General features: G+C 61.5%; 14 protein-coding genes. 9 read left to right on the top strand and 5 right to left on the bottom strand.

The genetic code is table 11. From position 1 onward, the window contains the following. Nucleotides 1-235 precede the first annotated feature (235 nt). The 5 genes from EU800_RS21770 to EU800_RS21745 all read left to right on the top strand — a co-directional run bounded on the left by EU800_RS21770 (nt 236) and on the right by EU800_RS21745 (nt 5,282). Nucleotides 236-1,576: a DNA methyltransferase gene (locus EU800_RS21770; protein ID WP_129635624.1), complete on the top strand. Its 1,341-nt coding sequence runs from the start codon at nt 236-238 to the stop codon at nt 1,574-1,576. Beyond that, a complete protein-coding gene (locus EU800_RS21765; RefSeq protein ID WP_129635623.1) occupies nt 1,569-2,006 on the top strand; it encodes a DUF5681 domain-containing protein in 438 nt (145 codons plus the stop codon). Before EU800_RS21770 ends, EU800_RS21765 begins: the two co-directional genes overlap by 8 nt. After that, nucleotides 1,999-3,489 (top strand): phage terminase large subunit, encoded by a 1,491-nt coding sequence (gene terL, locus EU800_RS21760; RefSeq protein WP_165354792.1) that lies wholly within the window; start codon nt 1,999-2,001, stop codon nt 3,487-3,489. The genes EU800_RS21765 and terL overlap by 8 nt, the downstream gene beginning before the upstream one ends. Nucleotides 3,490-3,999: 510 nt before the next feature. Continuing rightward, nucleotides 4,000-4,128, top strand: a complete 129-nt coding sequence (locus tag EU800_RS21750; protein WP_371685657.1) for a hypothetical protein — start codon at nt 4,000-4,002, stop codon at nt 4,126-4,128. Between the two features lie 131 nt (nt 4,129-4,259). Continuing rightward, a complete protein-coding gene (locus tag EU800_RS21745; RefSeq protein ID WP_129635621.1) occupies nt 4,260-5,282 on the top strand; it encodes an IS110 family transposase in 1,023 nt (340 codons plus the stop codon). Nucleotides 5,283-5,671: 389 nt separating this feature from the next. Here the strand turns inward: EU800_RS21745 and EU800_RS21740 are convergent, their stop codons facing one another. The 5 genes from EU800_RS21740 to EU800_RS21720 all read right to left on the bottom strand — a co-directional run bounded on the left by EU800_RS21740 (nt 5,672) and on the right by EU800_RS21720 (nt 11,080). Next, complete coding sequence (locus EU800_RS21740; protein WP_129635620.1) at nt 5,672-6,934, bottom strand: glycerate kinase; 1,263 nt, start codon at nt 6,932-6,934, stop codon at nt 5,672-5,674. A gap of 3 nt (nt 6,935-6,937) precedes the next feature. After that, entirely contained in the window at nt 6,938-7,819 is an 882-nt protein-coding gene (glxR, locus tag EU800_RS21735) for a 2-hydroxy-3-oxopropionate reductase (RefSeq protein WP_129635619.1), read from the bottom strand. Nucleotides 7,820-7,840: 21 nt separating this feature from the next. Further along, nucleotides 7,841-8,629 (bottom strand): HpcH/HpaI aldolase/citrate lyase family protein, encoded by a 789-nt coding sequence (locus EU800_RS21730; RefSeq protein WP_129635618.1) that lies wholly within the window; start codon nt 8,627-8,629, stop codon nt 7,841-7,843. A gap of 12 nt (nt 8,630-8,641) precedes the next feature. Then, entirely contained in the window at nt 8,642-9,988 is a 1,347-nt protein-coding gene (locus EU800_RS21725; RefSeq protein ID WP_129635617.1) for an enolase C-terminal domain-like protein, read from the bottom strand. Between the two features lie 348 nt (nt 9,989-10,336). After that, the gene (locus EU800_RS21720; protein WP_129635625.1) at nt 10,337-11,080 is read right to left on the bottom strand and encodes a FadR/GntR family transcriptional regulator; all 744 of its coding nucleotides are present in this window, start codon (nt 11,078-11,080) and stop codon (nt 10,337-10,339) included. A gap of 359 nt (nt 11,081-11,439) precedes the next feature. Here EU800_RS21720 and EU800_RS21715 point away from each other — a divergent pair, with 359 nt between their 5' ends. From EU800_RS21715 to garD, 4 genes are all read left to right on the top strand, one after another. Continuing rightward, nucleotides 11,440-12,480 carry an ABC transporter substrate-binding protein gene (locus EU800_RS21715; protein WP_129635616.1) on the top strand — a complete coding sequence of 347 codons (1,041 nt, stop codon included), beginning with the start codon at nt 11,440-11,442 and terminating at the stop codon, nt 12,478-12,480. Nucleotides 12,481-12,621: 141 nt separating this feature from the next. Next, nucleotides 12,622-13,062, top strand: a complete 441-nt coding sequence (locus EU800_RS21710; protein WP_129635615.1) for a tripartite tricarboxylate transporter TctB family protein — start codon at nt 12,622-12,624, stop codon at nt 13,060-13,062. 25 nt (nt 13,063-13,087) lie between these two features. Continuing rightward, a complete protein-coding gene (locus EU800_RS21705) occupies nt 13,088-14,593 on the top strand; it encodes a tripartite tricarboxylate transporter permease (RefSeq protein ID WP_129635614.1) in 1,506 nt (501 codons plus the stop codon). Further along, entirely contained in the window at nt 14,590-16,119 is a 1,530-nt protein-coding gene (gene garD / locus EU800_RS21700) for a galactarate dehydratase (protein WP_129635613.1), read from the top strand. Before EU800_RS21705 ends, garD begins: the two co-directional genes overlap by 4 nt. Nucleotides 16,120-16,310 lie beyond the last annotated feature (191 nt).

Here is a 16,310-nt window from a genome sequence, read left to right as displayed (position 1 = left end):
GGGGGCTAAATCGCCACCCTGGCAGCACTCACATGGGCACCGTGCCCAGCAGAGAGCATTCGAAGCGGCAACAAACCGGATCCATCGGTCCGGGGAGTTGCTGTGAATGCTCTCTCCGTATCCCCGACGCGATCCATTCTGACCTTCGCCGTTCCCACGGCATCTATGAATGGAGACGTAAATGCGTGCCCGTCCCACAAAACCCGCTGCCCCGGCATCGACCAAACCCATCTGGATGGCTGACAAGGTCACCCAGACCCGGGTCGCCGACCTCAAACCCTATGCAAACAACAACCGTATCCACACGGCGAAGAACGTCGGCAAGCTGAAAGCCTCGGTGGCCAAGTTCGGCTTTGTCATGCCGATCCTGGTGGATTCCGACGGCGTCATCATTGCTGGCCACGGTCGCCTGGAAGCTGCCAAGGCGCTCGGCCTCACCACGGTTCCGACCGTGGTCGCTGATCACCTGAGCCCGGCCGAGGTGCGGGCGCTGCGGATCGCCGATAACAGGCTGGCCGAACTCTCCGACTGGAACGAAGAGGCGCTGCAGATCGAGTTCGCCGACCTGATGGATCTGAGTCTCGATGGTGACCTCGACTTCAGCCTCGACATCACCGGCTTCGAGACGCCGGAAATCGACATTATCATTGGTGGGGTTGGCGAAGCTGAATCCACTCCTTCGGAAACCGTCGAAGAGCCCGATCCGGCGAAACCTGTCATCACGCAGGCTGGCGATCTCTGGGTCCTTGGCGATCACCGCATCCTCTGCGGCAATTCGCTGGAGGAAGCCAGCTACGCCCGTGTCCTTGATGGCGAGATGGCCGGGATGGTCTTCACAGACCCGCCGTACAACGTCTCGGTGAACGGTCATGTCCGCTCGGGCAATGGTGGCGATCATCGCGAGTTCGCCATGGCGTCCGGCGAGATGTCGGACAGCGAATTCCGCACCTTCCTTGCGACCTTCCTTGCGGAAACTTGGGAAAAGATGGCCGAGGGCGCCATCGCCATGGTCTGCATGGACTGGCGGCACATCGAGGAGCTGATCGCGACCGGCAAGTCCGGCGGCTTCGAGCTGATCAACCTCTGCGTCTGGAACAAGACCAATGGCGGCATGGGCAGCCTCTACCGTTCCAAGCACGAGATGGTCTGCGTCTTCAAGAAACCTGGGGCGCCGCACATCAACAATGTCGAGCTGGGCAAGCACTGTCGCAACCGGACCAATGTCTGGGACTATGCCGGCGTCAACAGCTTCGGCAAAGGTCGCGAGGCGGATCTCGCCGATCACCCGACCGTCAAGCCGACGGCGCTGGTCGCCGACGCAATCATGGATGTGAGTCACCGCGGAGACGTCGTGCTGGACGCTTTCGGCGGCTCCGGTGCGACGCTGCTGGCCGCCGAGAAAACCGGTCGCCGGGCGCGGCTGATCGAACTCGACCCGGCCTATGTCGATGTTGCCATCCGCCGCTGGCAGGAGATGACCGGGAGGACGGCGGCGCACGCCGAGACGGGAGAGACGTTCAACGAGCGTGCCGCGGTTGTCGGTACCACTAACCCGATGGAGGCGAGCAATGTCTGATCCCGGGAAAGACTACGAGGTCGGCTACGGCCGGCCTCCGAAGCACACGCAGTTCAAGAAGGGTCAGTCGGGCAACCCGAAGGGCCGGCCGAAAGGCTCGAAGAACGTGGACACGATGCTTCGTGAGACGCTTCTTCGACCGGTGGTGATCACCGAGAACGGCAAGCGCCGGAAGATCACCGCGCTCGAAGCCTTCTTTCGGCAGACGCTGAAGAGCGCGCTCGAGGGGGACGCGCGCGCCTCGGACAAACTTCTGAAGCTCCTGCCGATGCTGCAGAATGCCCTGGAACGGGAGGCGATCGAGACAGAAGCAGCGGCGGCGGAAGCGGCGCGCGACGATCGGCCTGTGCTTGCCGCCCTTGCGGCGATGATGGGGGGGGCGGTCGATGACCTGTTCCTCGCAAACCAGTTGGAGGCGTCCGATGACTGACGTGCTTTCCTTCTCGAAGGGTGACATTACTGACTTCGCCTGCAGACAGAACCTGTACCTCTTCCTGATCGAGGCCTTCGAGGTTCTCCATCCGGGCAAGACGCTGGCGCAGGCCCCCTATCTCGAGGCGATGTGCTTCGCCCTGCAAGAAGTGGTGAACGGGCGGTCTCCGCGCCTGATGATCTCCATTGCCCCGCGGCATCTGAAGTCGGTCTGCGGATCGGTGTTGTTTCCGGCCTTCCTGCTCGGACATCGTCCTGAAATGAAGATCATGGTGGTGAGCTACGGCGGCGAACTTGCCCGGGAGCAGGCGACGCTCTTCCGCCGCCTCATCGAAAGCCCGCTCTATCGACGGCTCTTCCCGGAGATGCGGATCGACCCGCGCCACGCGCGGGTCGACCATATGAAGACCACGCGGGGTGGCGGCCGACATGCCGTCTCCCTTGGAGGGTCGGTCACCGGGTTCGGAGCCGATGTCATCGTCATCGATGACCTTGCCAAGGCGGCTGACGTCCAGTCGGAGGTCATCCGGGAGCAGGCGAGAACCTTTTTCGACGAGTCGCTGTTCTCGCGTCTGGACAACAAGGGCGACGCGAGGATCGTCTCGATCCAGCAGCGCCTCCACGAGGACGATTTTGCAGCCTACCTGATCGAAAAGGGCACGTTTCGGCACCTGTGCCTTCCGTCGATCGCTCAGACCCGCCAGGAGATTCCCCTCTTTGGCGGAAGGCCGTGGATTCGCGAAATCGGTGACATCCTGAGCCCGGATCGCGAGCCGAAGGAAGTACTCGATCAGATCCGGGCCGAGATCGGCAATTATGCCTACCAGGCCCAGTACCTGCAGGATCCCTCGCCGGGCATGGGTGAGTTCCTCTCGATGGAGGACCTTCACCTCGTTGACGAGATCCCTGACCCTCACCTGATTTTGCGCCATGTCCAGAGCTGGGATACCGCCGTCAAGGACGGCCCCACTTCCGCGTACTCGGCCGGACTGACCTTTGGTTGGCACGACGGCGAGGAACGCTGGTACCTGGTCGATGCCATGAGGGGGAAGTTCAAGTTCCCGGACCTGCTTGACCGGATCCGAGCATTGCGCCGTCAATGGAGAGCAGACCGTGTTCTTATTGAGAATACCAATCTGGGGTCCGGCGCGCTCGACATTTTGCGCAAGGAGGCCAGTGGCGTCTACCGCGGTGTGCAGCCGATTGACGGAAAGATCGAGCGCTTTGTCATTGAGACAGACTGGATCAAGTCGGGGAAGCTGGTAATCCCCACGAACCGACCCTGGTCCGACACCTTCCTTCGCGAACTCCTGCAGTTTCCGAATTCGACCAAGAAAGACCAGGTCGATGCGCTGACTCAGTTCGTGGATCATATTCGGCGCCGGCAAGGCACCTACCTCGATACCGATCCTGAGACCGGCGAAAGACGTGGTCTCTATCGGCCGGAACGACCCCGCAGGGAGGACCGGATGCGTTTATGAGGCGGTCGCGCTTCCCGTTTCGTCAGGCTCATAACCTGAAGGTCGTAGGTTCAAATCCTACCCACGCAACCAGAAATCCTACACGATATCAAATACTTGAAGTCGGCCTCGGCCGATCAAGTTTTTGATGTCGCGTTTTACATCAACGCCACCTCAACGTTTGACGAGTCCACTATTCGGAACCGTAGGAATCGTCGCTTAGCAGGTGCAAATGTGCTGTTGCAGGCCTGTTCGGACGCCGACGCTATCACTTAAACGTTGGTAGGATGCTCGGCCCTTCGACCGACCGACTGGATCCCGTCCGAACGACTCGAAGCGGACTCCCGGGGCTACAGATCGCTCGGACAAAGTCCGTTTTGGTTGCGACGCGACCGGCCCACTCCGGCCGTTCATTGAATTGTCCCAGCTACAATGCGGCGTCTCCAGACCGGTGCCGCGAAAGCAGCGTCACACGGCCAAGCGGATCTTCGAACGGCTCCGTGACGAGCATGGGTTCACAGGCGGCTACAGATGTTCGCGGCCATCCAGGCCTCGGTCTTCAACCATTTCAACTCGGAGCGCAGCCTCTCCTCCAGAGCCAACTTCAAGAAGAACCGCGCCGCCGCCCTCGACGAGTGGCGTCAACTCGGCGCGGAATAAAGGGCAAGCTCACTGTCCATTCAGAGACCGGTTCGAATTCGTCTGATGGTGTGGACGGCCCCACCCGAACGGCATCGCATTGTGCCATGTTGGTACTGTGTGAAAGCCAACAAAGGAGAGGAGCCGACCACATGGAGATTACAACACTCGGGATCGATCTGGCCAAGTCTGTGTTTCAGCTTCACGGGGTGGATGCTGATGGCGCTGTCGTTTTGCAGAAGAAGCTGCGGCGGGGCGCGGTGCTCGTTTTTCTCGGCAAGCTTGAGCCCTGCCTGATCGGCATGGAAGCCTGCCCGACCTCACATTTTTGGGCGCGGGAGATCGCCGCTCTCGGTCATGAGGTCCGGTTGATCCCGCCCGCGTACGTGAAACCATACGTAAAGAGGCAGAAAAACGATGCGGCAGACGCCGAGGCGATCTGCGAGGCCGTCACGCGGCCAAACATGCGCTTCGTGCCTGCCAAGAACGAAGAGCAGCAGAGTGTCCTTGTCCTGCATCGGTCGCGCGACCTGCTGATGCGGCAGCGGACCATGATCCTCAATGCGATCCGGGCACAGCTTGCGGAATTCGGGATCGTTGCGGCCCAGGGGCCCGCAAGGGTTTTCGCCCTCGTCAGGCGCCTGAGTGAGCCGGGTGATTTGACCTTGCCGGCGATCGCCCGCTCCGCGCTTCTGGAACTGGGGTCGCAACTCGAGAACCTGGCCGAAGGGATCCGAAACATCGAACAACAGTTGCTTGCCTGGCACCGGCAGAACGAGGCAAGCCAGCGGCTCGAGACGATCCCCGGTGTGGGCATCATCACCGCCACGGCGCTCGCGGCCAGCGTGCCGGATCCGACCGTCTTCCGTTCCGGTCGACAGTTTGCGGCCTGGCTGGGGCTCGTGCCAAGACAGAACTCATCCGGTGGAAGGGACCGGCTTGGGCGCGTTTCGAAGATGGGCAACGGCTACCTGCGCCGATTGCTGGTCGTGGGTGCGACGTCGTTGACGCGGCGCGCCGACACCAACCAGACGCGGAATGGCGCCTGGGTCCGATCCCTTCTGGAACGCAAGCCAACGAGGCTCGTCACTGTGGCTATCGCCAACAAGACCGCCCGAACCGCATGGGCACTGCTTGCGAAGGGCGAAATCTACAGGGCCGAACCGGTCATCTGACATAAGGAGACACATGCGGCCGCCAAGTGTCGCCGCGAAGGAATGCAAGGGCAAACGTGAGTGATGATGATCGAACGGAACCGCTGCAGGGATACCCCGAGGTGCTGTCGGGGCTTTAAAGCTCGTCTGTCTGATTGGGACCCGGCACGCGGACTTCATCAAGGCCAGCGGTCATATGCACCGCTTCAACAGGCCGGACAAATGACCGCAACCTGCTTCGATCACTGTATCTCACAAAATCCCTTGCAAAACCGGGGCCGTCCACAAATGACAGCACCGTCAGAGTGTTGCTCGGAAGCGCAGCCGACGACCTGCAGCGAGTCGTTTACTGAAACCGAAAGGAAACGTCCGATAATATGCGGGATCGAAATTCCCTTTGGTGACAGGCGTCAATCGACAAGGATCGCGCGGAAATCGTTGACATTGGTCAGCGTGGGGCCGGTGATGACCTGGTCGCCGAGCGCTTCGAAAAAGCCGTGGCCATCGTTGCTTTCCAGGCTTGCTCGCGGCGAGATCCCTGCTTTCCGAGCCTTGGCGAGTGTTTCGGGGCCGATCACGGCGCCCGCCACTTCGGTCGCGCCGTCCACGCCATCGGTGTCCCCAGCCAGCGCATAGACACCGGGCGCTCCACCAAGAGCCACGGCAAGGGACAGCAGGAATTCCACGTTGCGCCCGCCACGGCCATCGCCGCGCACGGTGACCGTCGTTTCCCCGCCGGAGAGCAGGACACAGGGGCGTCGAAAAGGCTGTGCGTGCTGCAGAACCTGCTGCGTGATCCCGGACATTACGATGGCCACTTCGCGGGCCTCGCCCTCGATAGAATCTCCGAGGATACGCACCGCATAGCCCGAGTCGCGCGCGACTTTCTCTGCAGCAAGAAGCGACTGCTGGGGCGTGGCAACAAGATGCGTCTCGACACGGGCGAGACGTGGGTCGTCCGGCTTCACGCTCTCGCAACGGTCCGATGCGAGCGCCTCGCGGACAGTATCGGGCACTTCGAGACGGTAACGGTTGACGATCTCCAGCGCATCGCCGCGCGTCGTCGGGTCGCCCACCGTCGGGCCGGAGGCGATGTTGACCGGATCGTCGCCCGGCACGTCGGAGATCAACAGGTTGATCACCCGCGCCGGGGCACATGCGGCGGCCAGGCGCCCGCCCTTGATTGCCGAGAGATGCCGACGCAGGCAGTTCATTTCGTCAATCGTCGCGCCGCATTTCAGCAACTCGCGGTTGACGGCCTGCTTCTCGGCCAGCGTGATCCCGTCGAGCGGGGAGGGGAGCAGCGCGGATCCCCCGCCGGAAATCAGGCAGAGAACCGTGTCTTCTTCTGTCAGGCCCTGCACCAGCGACAGCATCCGCCGCGCGGCGTCCAGGCCCGGCTCATCGGGAACGGGGTGGGCGGCCTCGACGATCTCGATCCCCTCGCAGGGAACGGCATGGCCGTAACGGGTAACGACCAGCCCCTCCAGGGGCTGGCCGTAATGGCGCTCGGCGGCCTGCGCCATGGCGGCGGAGGCCTTTCCGGCGCCGATCACCACGAGGCGCCCCTGCGCGGGCATGGCAGGGAGAACGGGTGGAACACAGAGGTCGGGCTGAGCCGCCGCGACCGCCGCATCGAACATGCTCCGCAGGAGCGCCTCGGGAGCCGCCATGGCTCAGGCGACCTCGTGATTGGCCAGCATTTCCAGCGCCTTGACCATCGCCGAATGGTCCCAGGCGGAACCGCCATTCGCGGCGCAAGCATTGAAAAGCTCCTGCGCGGTGGCGGTGTTCGGTAGGCTGAGGCCCATCTGGCGCGCATTGGACAGCGCGAGGTTGAGATCCTTTTGGTGCAACTCGATGCGGAAGCCCGGATCGAAGGTGCGCTTGACCATGCGGTCGCCGTGGATTTCGAGGATCTTGGAGGACGCGAAACCGCCCATCAACGCCTCGCGCACCCGGGCCGGATCGGCGCCCATCTTGGAGGCAAAGAGCAGCGCCTCGCCCACGGCCTCGATATTCAGCGCCACGATGATCTGGTTGGCGACCTTGCAGGTCTGCCCGTCACCATTGCCGCCAACCAGCGTGACGTTTCCGCCCATCAGGTCCAGCAGCGGCTTCACCTTGGCGAAAGTCTCCTCGGAGCCGCCGCACATGATGGAGAGCGTCCCGTTCTTTGCGCCGACCTCGCCGCCGGAGACCGGCCCGTCGAGGTAGTCACAGCCAAGCTCGTTGATCTTCGCCGCGAATTCCTTGGTGGCCATTGGCGAGATCGAGCTGTTGTCGACCACGGTTTTTCCCTGTGTCAGGCCCTCAGCGACGCCGTTCTCTCCGAACAGAACCGCCTCGACATGCGGTGTGTCCGGCACCATGACGAAGATGATGTCCGACTTTTCCGCGACTTCCTTGCCGGTCGCGCAGGCGATCCCGCCCGCCTCAACCAATTCCGCGGGAACCGCCGGGATCGAGTTGAGGTAAAGCTCGTGGCCCGCCGCGATAAGGTGCCCCGCCATGGGCTTGCCCATGATGCCGAGGCCGATGAATCCGAGTTTGCTCATTGTGATATCTCCAGTTGCATTTCAGTAGCCGCCCACATCACCTTTGGGTTTGCCGGCGCGCATCTTGCCGAGAACCTGCTGCGAGCCCGCGGCCATCAGCCTGGCGTCAGAGGATATGGTCACGAAACGGAACCCCATCTCGATCCGCTTGAGCGCGAATTCGGGGGTGCCGTTGTGAATGGCGGGGATCTTGCCGGCCTCGGTGGCCTTGCGGACGATCAGTTCGATGGCCTCGGCGACCGGCTTGTCGACCTCGTCGAAGGTGGGCGTGCATCCGAGGGCGAGCGACAGATCGGAGGGGCCGATATAGACGGCGTCGAGCCCTTCGACCTTCAGGATCTCGTCGAGATTGTCGAGCCCTTGCCGCGTCTCGATCATGGCGAAGGTGACGATGGTGTCATTCGCGTGCTGCGGATAGTCCGGCCCGCCATAGAGCAGCCCGCGGATCGGGCCGAAGCTCCGGGTGCCCATCGGCGGGTAATGGGTGTAGCTCACCAGCTTCTCGGCATCTTCGGCGGAGTTGATCATCGGGCAGATCACCGCATAGGCGCCGGCATCGATGATCTTCATCAGGTGCGCCGGGTCGAGCCAGGGCACGCGCGCCATCGGTACGGTATCGGTGGTCGAGATCGCCTGGAACATCGAGACGGCGGCCTGGTAATCCACGACGCCGTGCTGAAGGTCCACGGTCAGGGAATCCCAGCCCTGATGGGCCATGGTCTCGGCGGAAAACCCGGAAGGCACAGCCAGCCAGCCGTTCACCGCGGCTTCGCCGCGAGCCCAGATCTCGCGAAGTCTGTTGGGGCGCATTGTCTGTCCTCCTTACCGCACCAGGCACGGGCGCTTGTTGTCGAATTTCCAGTCGGGAATCAGGAACTGCATCGCGGCGGCATCGTCTCGCGCGCCAAGGCCCTTCTTCCTGTAAAGCTCGTGCGCGGCCTCGATCCGGCCCATGTCGGGCTCGATGCCGAGGCCCGGCCCGGTCACGGCGACCATCGAGTCGACGATCTTCGGCGGCTCCTTGGTAAGTTGCTGGCCGTCCTGCCAGATCCAGTGCGTGTCGAGCGAAGCGATCTCGCCCGGGGCGGCACCGCCGGCATGGGTGAACATCGCCAACGAGATGTCGAAATGGTTGTTGGAATGCGAGCCCCAGGTCAGCCCCCAGTCGCGGCACATCTGGGCGACGCGGACGGTGCCGGCCATGGTCCAGAAATGCGGGTCGGCGAGCGGGATGTCGACTGATTGCAGCAGCACTGAATGGCCCATCTGCCGCCAGTCCGTTGCGACCATGTTGGTCGCCGTCCGCAGCTCGGTGGCGCGGCGGAACTCGGCCATGATTTCGCGCCCTGAATAGCCGTCCTCGGCTCCGCAGGGGTCCTCGGCATAGGCGAGGATGTTGCCCTTCCCCTTGCAAAGCCGGATTGCCTGGTCCAGCGACCAGGCGCCGTTCGGGTCAATATTGACGGCTGCTTGTGGGAAGCGACTCTTGATTGCCTCGATGGCCAGCATCTCGTCCTCGCCGGCAAGAACGCCGCCCTTGAGTTTGAACTCGGTGAAGCCGTAGCGTGCCTCCGCTGCCTCGGCCAGTCGCACCACGGTCTCGGGCGTCAGCGCTTCCTCGTTGCGCAGGCGGTCCCAGTCGTCGGTCGCACCGCTTTCGTCGCGATAGTCCAGCGTCGTCTTGTTGCGGTCACCGACATAGAAGAGATAGCCCAGCATGCGCACGGCATCCCGTTGCTGGCCTTCGCCCAGCAGGGCCGCGACCGGCAATTCGAGGAACTGACCGAACAAGTCCAGCATTGCCGCTTCAACGGCGGTGACGGCATGGATCGTTGTGCGGAGATCGAACGTTTGCAACCCGCGCCCGCCCGCATCGCGGTCGGCGAATTCCTTGCGCATGGCGTTGAGCGCAGCATTATAGTCGCCAATTCCACGTCCAACGACGAAGGGAATGGCATCCTCCAGTGTCTTTCGGATCTTTTCGCCACCGGGAACCTCGCCCAGCCCCGTGTGTCCGGCGGAATCGGTCAAGATCACGATGTTGCGGGTGAAATAGGGGCCATGCGCGCCGCTGAGATTGAGCAGCATGCTGTCCCGTCCCGCAACCGGGACAACCCGCATGGCCGTCACCTTCGGTGCGCTGGTGCCTGTGGTTTCGATCTTGGACATGGCGTCACGTTCCTCCCCGGTCGCCGGCGGAGCCTTGAGCGCTCCGATTGCAGAAAGACATCACTGTCGCGCAGAATACATATGACAACTACGTCGCGACCGTTGGAAAATCCTATATCCAATCATACAGATTGACGCAAGAAAAAGCTGACTTGCAGTTTTCCGAGATGGAGAGAGGTGATGAATAGAGCCTGTATCTCGATGTCCGTGCCGGATCGGCGCGGCGGAAAACAAGTTCCCCCAGCGAGTCACATTAGCGTCGGGACAAAAGAACTATCGGGTCTCTCAGAAAAAAGAACGTAAGGATGCTCCGAGGATCGGGCCCCGCGATCCGATAGGTTGCGGCGGTCAGATTCCGCGGCGAAGGAAGCTTCTGTAGCGTGCCTGGCTCGCCCGAAGGTGATCGCGCATGCTTGATCGCGCGCCTTCCTCGTTCCCCTCGAGAATGGCATTCACTATTGCTTCGTGCTGGTCGCACAATTCGCGACGATACTTCGCCAGGTCACTTTCGGATGCGTCTGGCCTCAGCGTTCGGCGCGGAATCGCCTCGGGACCGAACAGCGAAAGGAATTCCGGGAAGCGAGAATTGTTCGCTGCCTTGGCGATCGCAAGGTGGAGCCGGAAGTCCGTTTCCGTTGTGTGCTCTCCCGCCTCTGCCCGCGCCCTGAACTCCCGAAAGGCAGCAATGATCTCCTCTTCCTGCGCGGGAGAGCGACGCACCGCAGCCAATGCAGCCGCCTCGCTCTCCAGAGCCATTCGAACCTCAAGAATCTCAAGAATCGAAGACACCTTTCCGGGGTCGACATTTCGGAAGGGCAAATGCTCTGCCTTAATGGGCGCGAGCACAAAGACACCCGATCCACGTCGCGAATCGACAATGCGATCAGCCCGCAGAGAAGCGACAGCTTCGCGGATCACGGTGCGGCTGACGGAGAACTCTTCCGTGAGTAGGGCCTCGCTCGGAAGCTTGTCGCCCGGCTTGTATTTTCCTTCCTCGATTTGATCGAGAAGGGCCGCGGTGACCGTCGCGACGAGCGTCTTGCCTGCGCCGCGCCCGGACCGTGCGGCAAGATGTCCTTCTGCTGACGCCATGATTTCTCGCGATCCTTTGTTTGTTATAATACAAGTAGCACCAAGTGCCGACGGGTCAATCCCAAACTTCATCCGCATATCTCGATCTGGCAAAGCCAATGCGCAAAAAAATCCACTTTCTTCGCGAGATTGCCGTACATCAGCGCGGGGGTTTCGGTAAATTTGTATGATATATATTGACCAAGAGCATGACTCTCTCTACACAAAGGTCGCATGTGCCGGATGCTGCCATACGGGAGGGGGCGACTAAACCGACTGCCCGTATGGAGAAACGGCGCGGAACGACCGGGAGCAACCCGGTTCAAGTCTGATGGAGTGACACGCGCCGGGAGGGCGGTGTCGAAAAAAGGGAGACCAGAATGCTCAAGAACCTGACAAAGACACTGTGCCTTGCGGCGACCTGTGCGGCGGTTGCGATGCCGGCGCTGGCCGCTGACGGGCCGCTGCGCGGTAATCTTCGCGTGGTGATCGGGTCGAAATCGACCGGTGGCGACACATACCAGAACTCCGCCATTGTCGCCGAGGCACTGGCGGAGAATATCGGCATCAATGTCAAGGTCGATGCGGTCGGCGCCAGCGAAGCCTTCAATGTGTTGGGCCGGGTCTCCAACGGTTCCGTGGTCATGATCTTCCATGACCAGTCCTATCTGGGCAATCTTTACGGCGTGAAGGGTTATGACGACATCTTTGCGGAATACACCGTGGGTCCGACCGTCGCGATCAACCCGGGCAACGCCTATCTCGTACCCAAGAGCTCACCTTATCAGACCATCGGTGACATCATCGACGCAGCGGGAAATGGCGAGAAAATTCGCGTCGCGATCCAACCTGGCGGCGTTTCCGAGATCGGCTTCTCGGCGCTGAAAAACGCGGTGAAGATCCAGCATCCCGGCTCCGAGGAAAACATCGTCGCGGTGAATACCGGTTCGCAATCCGACAAGAACCAGTTGCTCTTCGATGGTCAGGCCGACCTGATCAACGGTTCCGTGCAGGCCAACGAGCAATATACGCGCCTGCCCGAGGACGACCAGAAAGCGATGCGCTTCGTCTGGCTGACCGCCCGCAAGGAGACCATCGAGCAGGCCAACCCCGAGGGCATGGGCGAGACCTCGCGTGAAGACCTTCTGCAATACGTCACCCCGAACGCGTCGGTCACGCAGGATGGCGAGAAGGACTTCACCTTCGACAAGGAATTCTTCTTCCTTTACAACAAGGACATGGATCCGGCGATTATCGAGCAGATCGACGCCAGCCTGCAAGAGATCTTCGACGCGGGCGAGATCCAGGAAACCCAGAAGAAATCCTTCTTCATACCGAACTTCAAACCTTCGGAGGAGGCACAGTCCTACTTGATGGAAAAGCGTGGCCAGTATGAAGTGATAATCGACTCCATCCGTTGAGAATGTGAAATCTGCGGCCCTGCCCCAGACGGGTGGGGCCACGCCAAGCTCAGGTCGGCGCCAGAAAAAACCGGATCATATCTTCCGGACAGACAAGACGGGCCGCCGAAACCGACGCAGGATCCATGGGAGGAGGCCCACATGGAACAGGAAACCGGTCTGTTCAGTGTCTCGATCGATTTCAGCCAGTCGCATCTGTTCTTTCCGCATATCATCCATTGGGTTCTGTTCCTTCTCGCCCTTTCCATCGTCCTCGTGCATGGGCGCGAGATCGTCCGGCATGTGCAGGGCTGGTCGGAGAGCTACCGTGAGCACGGCCTAGACTACGACCGGCTACGCCTGCTTGGAACGCTTGTGCTTGTGGTTGCCTATTTTCTGCTGATGAACTGGGTGGGCCAGCTCTTCCCAAATACTGGCATGGGTTTCCTTCTCGTGTCGATCCCTTTCATGGCGCTGATGTCGTTGCTCTATGTGCACGACCTCAATCGCAGGAAGCTTGTGGCCATCCTCGCCAATGCGATCATCGCGCCGCTGTTGGCGTGGTACGTGCTGGCGCAGCTCTTCTTCATCACCCTTCCCTGAACACTGGCCGACGGGTCTGACCGAAATGGAAATATTCTCATACCTCTCCCCGATGTTCTTCGCGCTTACGGCCTTCGGCGTCATGGTGGGGATCGTCTTCGGCGCCATTCCGGGGATGACCGCTACGATGGCGCTCGCTGTCTGCCTGCCGATGACCTATGGCCTCGATCTCACCAACGGGCTGGCACTGTTGCTGGGCCTTTACGTTGGCGGCATTTCCGGCGGTCTCGTGCCGGCGATTCTGCTCAACATCCCCGGCACGCCATCCTCGATTACCACGACATTCGACGGCTACCCGATGACCCAGAAAGGTCAGGGGGAGCGCGCGCTCAAGACCGGCATCACTGCTTCGCTCTTTGGCGGGCTGTTTTCCGCGGCAGTCCTTTTCCTCTTTGCGCCGACGCTCGCCGATGTCGCCATCAAGTTCTCTTATATCGAGAAGTTCCTGATCATCCTTTTCGCGCTGACCGTTATTGCATCGCTCTCTCAGCGGTTGCTTGTCGGGCTCTTCAGCGGCGCATTGGGGATCTGGTTCGCGTTGATCGGAACCTATGACATCTCGGTGGGCGGCAATGGCGAATACCGCCTGATGCCGGAATTCCTCACCGACTATCTCGAGAGCGGCTTCTCGCTGCTGCCAGTCCTGATCGGCATGTTCGGACTCGGCACAATCCTTCAGGAAGCGGAGAGGGGCGTTCACGAGGAATCCCTCGACAGTGTGAAATATCAGAAGGGCGCGACGTTCTCCTTCTCCATATTCAAGGGACAGTTCGTAAACCTGACGCGTTCGGGCGCCATCGGCACATTTGTCGGCATGCTGCCCGGCGTCGGTGGCAGCGCCGCCTCGGTGCTCTCCTATACGCAGGCCAAGAACTTCTCGAAGGACCCGGACAAGCTCGGCACCGGCGCGCCGGAGGGTGTCATCGCCTCTGAATCCGCCAATAATGGGCTCACGGGCGGCGCTCTGATCCCACTCTTGTCGCTCGGCATCCCGGGTGATAGCACCACGGCGGTCCTGATCGGCGCCTTCACGCTGCAAGGGATCCAGCTCGGTCCGCTCTTTATCGGCGAGAACCTCGACACTTGGAACGTGATGATGGTCTCGCTCATCTTCGCCAACCTTGTGATGTTCCTGGTGATGTTCTTCGCCATCCGGCATATCGCCAAGGTGGTAACGGTGCCGAAATACCTGCTCTATCCCGGCATCCTGATGATGTGCGTCGTGGGCGCCTACGCGATCAATTACGGCGTGATGTTCGATGTCTGGACCCTGCTGATCTTCGGTGTCTTCACCTGGCTCGGACAGAAGGTCGGGCTCGAGGTCGCGCCCTTCATCATCGGCTTCATCCTGGGCGGGCAGGCCGAGGTCTATTTCGTCAAAAGCCTCGAAAGCTTCGGCACGCTGACGATCTTCTTCACCAAGAGCCCGATTGCGGTGTTCCTCTGGGTGCTGATCGCGATCTCCGTTGCATATTCGGTCCACCACACGATCCGGGCCGTGAAGCGGAAGAAGGCAGGAAACGGATCATGACCGGGCCGAAAATCCCCGCATTGAAGATCCACGGCGCGGACAATGTATCGGTGGTTCTCGCGGAAGGTGGGCTTGAGGCCGGAGCCGTGCTTGACGACGGCACCGAGCTACGCGAAGCGGTACCTGTCGGCCACAAGGTCGCGCTGGAGAATATTCCGCGCGACGGGGAGGTTACGCGCTACGGTGTGACCATCGGGATCGCGTCGGAGGATCTGCTCCGGGGCGCTTGGGTGAACGAACACCGTATCCGCTTGCCGGAACCTCCCGAGTTGGACGAGTTGCCACCACCTGCACCGCAACCTGAGGCGCCCGCGCCGTTGGACGGGTTCACCTTCGAAGGCTATCGCAATGCCGATGGCAGCGTCGGGACGCGGAACATCCTCGCGATTTCGACCAGCGTGCAGTGCGTCGCTGGCGTGGTCGATCACGTGGTGGACCGGGTGACGAAAGAGCTTCTGCCACGCTATCCGAATGTCGATGGTGTCGTGGCGCTCAACCATGCCTATGGCTGTGGTGTGGCGATCAACGCGCCGGATGCCGCCATCCCGATCCGTACCGTGCAGAACTTGGCGAAGAACCCAAATTTCGGCGGCGAGGTGATGATCATTGGCCTTGGCTGCGAAAAGCTGAGGCCGGAATGGCTCCTGCCCGAGGGCGATCCGTCAGCCTCGATGCTCATCCTGCAGGACCCGGCGCTCACCGGGTTTTCGGCGATGATCGAGGCAATCCTGAAACAGGCCGAAGGCCATCTGGAACGTTTGAACCGGCGTACGCGGCAGACCTGCCCCGCTTCCGATCTCGTGATCGGCGTCCAATGCGGCGGCAGCGACGCCTTTTCCGGCGTCACCGCCAACCCGGTGATCGGCTGCGCGGCGGATTTGATCGTGCGGGCCGGCGGCTCGGTCATGTTTTCGGAAGTCACCGAGGTGCGCGATGCCGTGCACCTGTTGGCACCCCGCTGCGCCGATGCAGAAGTCTCGGCGTCGCTCGCACGGGAAATGGCGTGGTACGACGCCTATCTCGCCCGTGGAGGTGCCGACCGCAGCGCAAACACGACGCCTGGAAACAAGGCTGGCGGCCTCTCCGGCATCGTTGAGAAATCGCTCGGCTCCGTTGCGAAATCAGGCACTTCGCCACTGGTTGACGTGACCGGCCCCGGCGAACGGATCCGCCGCAAGGGCCTGACCTTCGCCGCGACTCCGGCGGGAGATTTTGTCTGCGGCACGCTTCAGCTCGCCGCCGGCATGAACCTGCATGTCTTCTCCACCGGACGCGGAACGCCCTACAACCTCCCGGCCGTTCCAACGCTCAAAGTGGTGACGCACTCGGCTCTAGCCGCGCGCTGGTTCGATTTGGTGGACCTCGATACCGGCCGTGCGGCGACCGGAGAGACGACGATTGAGGATCTCGGCGTTGAGCTCTTCCAGCTCATTCTCGACACCGCCAGCGGAAAACATGTGACCGCCGCAGACCGTCTCGGGATCGTCAACGACTTGGTTTTGTTCAACCCCGCGCCGGTGACCTGATCCGGCGCGTCGCTCTCAATTCGGCTTTCCGGTCGGGCGCCGTCGAGGAGTCCGGCATCCATCAGGCGCAGCGGCCCTGGCATGAGACTTGGCCTTTCTTCCCGGCATATTCAGGCGTGGCCGTCGCTTGCGGGAACGGATCGGGGGGCGGTGTCAGAAGAACGTGGCTTGAGATGGGGCAGGGGGCTGAG

It is taken from the genome of Tropicimonas sp. IMCC6043 (assembly GCF_004146235.1).
In the GTDB taxonomy this organism is placed as follows: domain Bacteria; phylum Pseudomonadota; class Alphaproteobacteria; order Rhodobacterales; family Rhodobacteraceae; genus Tropicimonas.
The sequence above is the reverse complement of the archived record's forward strand: the minus strand, read 5'-3'. Positions and strand labels throughout refer to the sequence as shown.

Bases quoted from the DNA above. Each gene is read 5' to 3' on its own strand.
- EU800_RS21770 (WP_129635624.1), top strand. From the start codon at position 236: ATGGCTGACAAGGTCACCCAGACCCGGGTCGCCGACCTCAAACCCTAT.
- EU800_RS21765 (WP_129635623.1), top strand. From the start codon at position 1,569: ATGTCTGATCCCGGGAAAGACTACGAGGTCGGCTACGGCCGGCCTCCG.
- terL (WP_165354792.1), top strand. From the start codon at position 1,999: ATGACTGACGTGCTTTCCTTCTCGAAGGGTGACATTACTGACTTCGCC.
- EU800_RS21750 (WP_371685657.1), top strand. From the start codon at position 4,000: ATGTTCGCGGCCATCCAGGCCTCGGTCTTCAACCATTTCAACTCGGAG.
- EU800_RS21745 (WP_129635621.1), top strand. From the start codon at position 4,260: ATGGAGATTACAACACTCGGGATCGATCTGGCCAAGTCTGTGTTTCAG.
- EU800_RS21740 (WP_129635620.1), bottom strand. From the start codon at position 6,934: ATGGCGGCTCCCGAGGCGCTCCTGCGGAGCATGTTCGATGCGGCGGTC.
- glxR (WP_129635619.1), bottom strand. From the start codon at position 7,819: ATGAGCAAACTCGGATTCATCGGCCTCGGCATCATGGGCAAGCCCATG.
- EU800_RS21730 (WP_129635618.1), bottom strand. From the start codon at position 8,629: ATGCGCCCCAACAGACTTCGCGAGATCTGGGCTCGCGGCGAAGCCGCG.
- EU800_RS21725 (WP_129635617.1), bottom strand. From the start codon at position 9,988: ATGTCCAAGATCGAAACCACAGGCACCAGCGCACCGAAGGTGACGGCC.
- EU800_RS21720 (WP_129635625.1), bottom strand. From the start codon at position 11,080: ATGGCGTCAGCAGAAGGACATCTTGCCGCACGGTCCGGGCGCGGCGCA.
- EU800_RS21715 (WP_129635616.1), top strand. From the start codon at position 11,440: ATGCTCAAGAACCTGACAAAGACACTGTGCCTTGCGGCGACCTGTGCG.
- EU800_RS21710 (WP_129635615.1), top strand. From the start codon at position 12,622: ATGGAACAGGAAACCGGTCTGTTCAGTGTCTCGATCGATTTCAGCCAG.
- EU800_RS21705 (WP_129635614.1), top strand. From the start codon at position 13,088: ATGGAAATATTCTCATACCTCTCCCCGATGTTCTTCGCGCTTACGGCC.
- garD (WP_129635613.1), top strand. From the start codon at position 14,590: ATGACCGGGCCGAAAATCCCCGCATTGAAGATCCACGGCGCGGACAAT.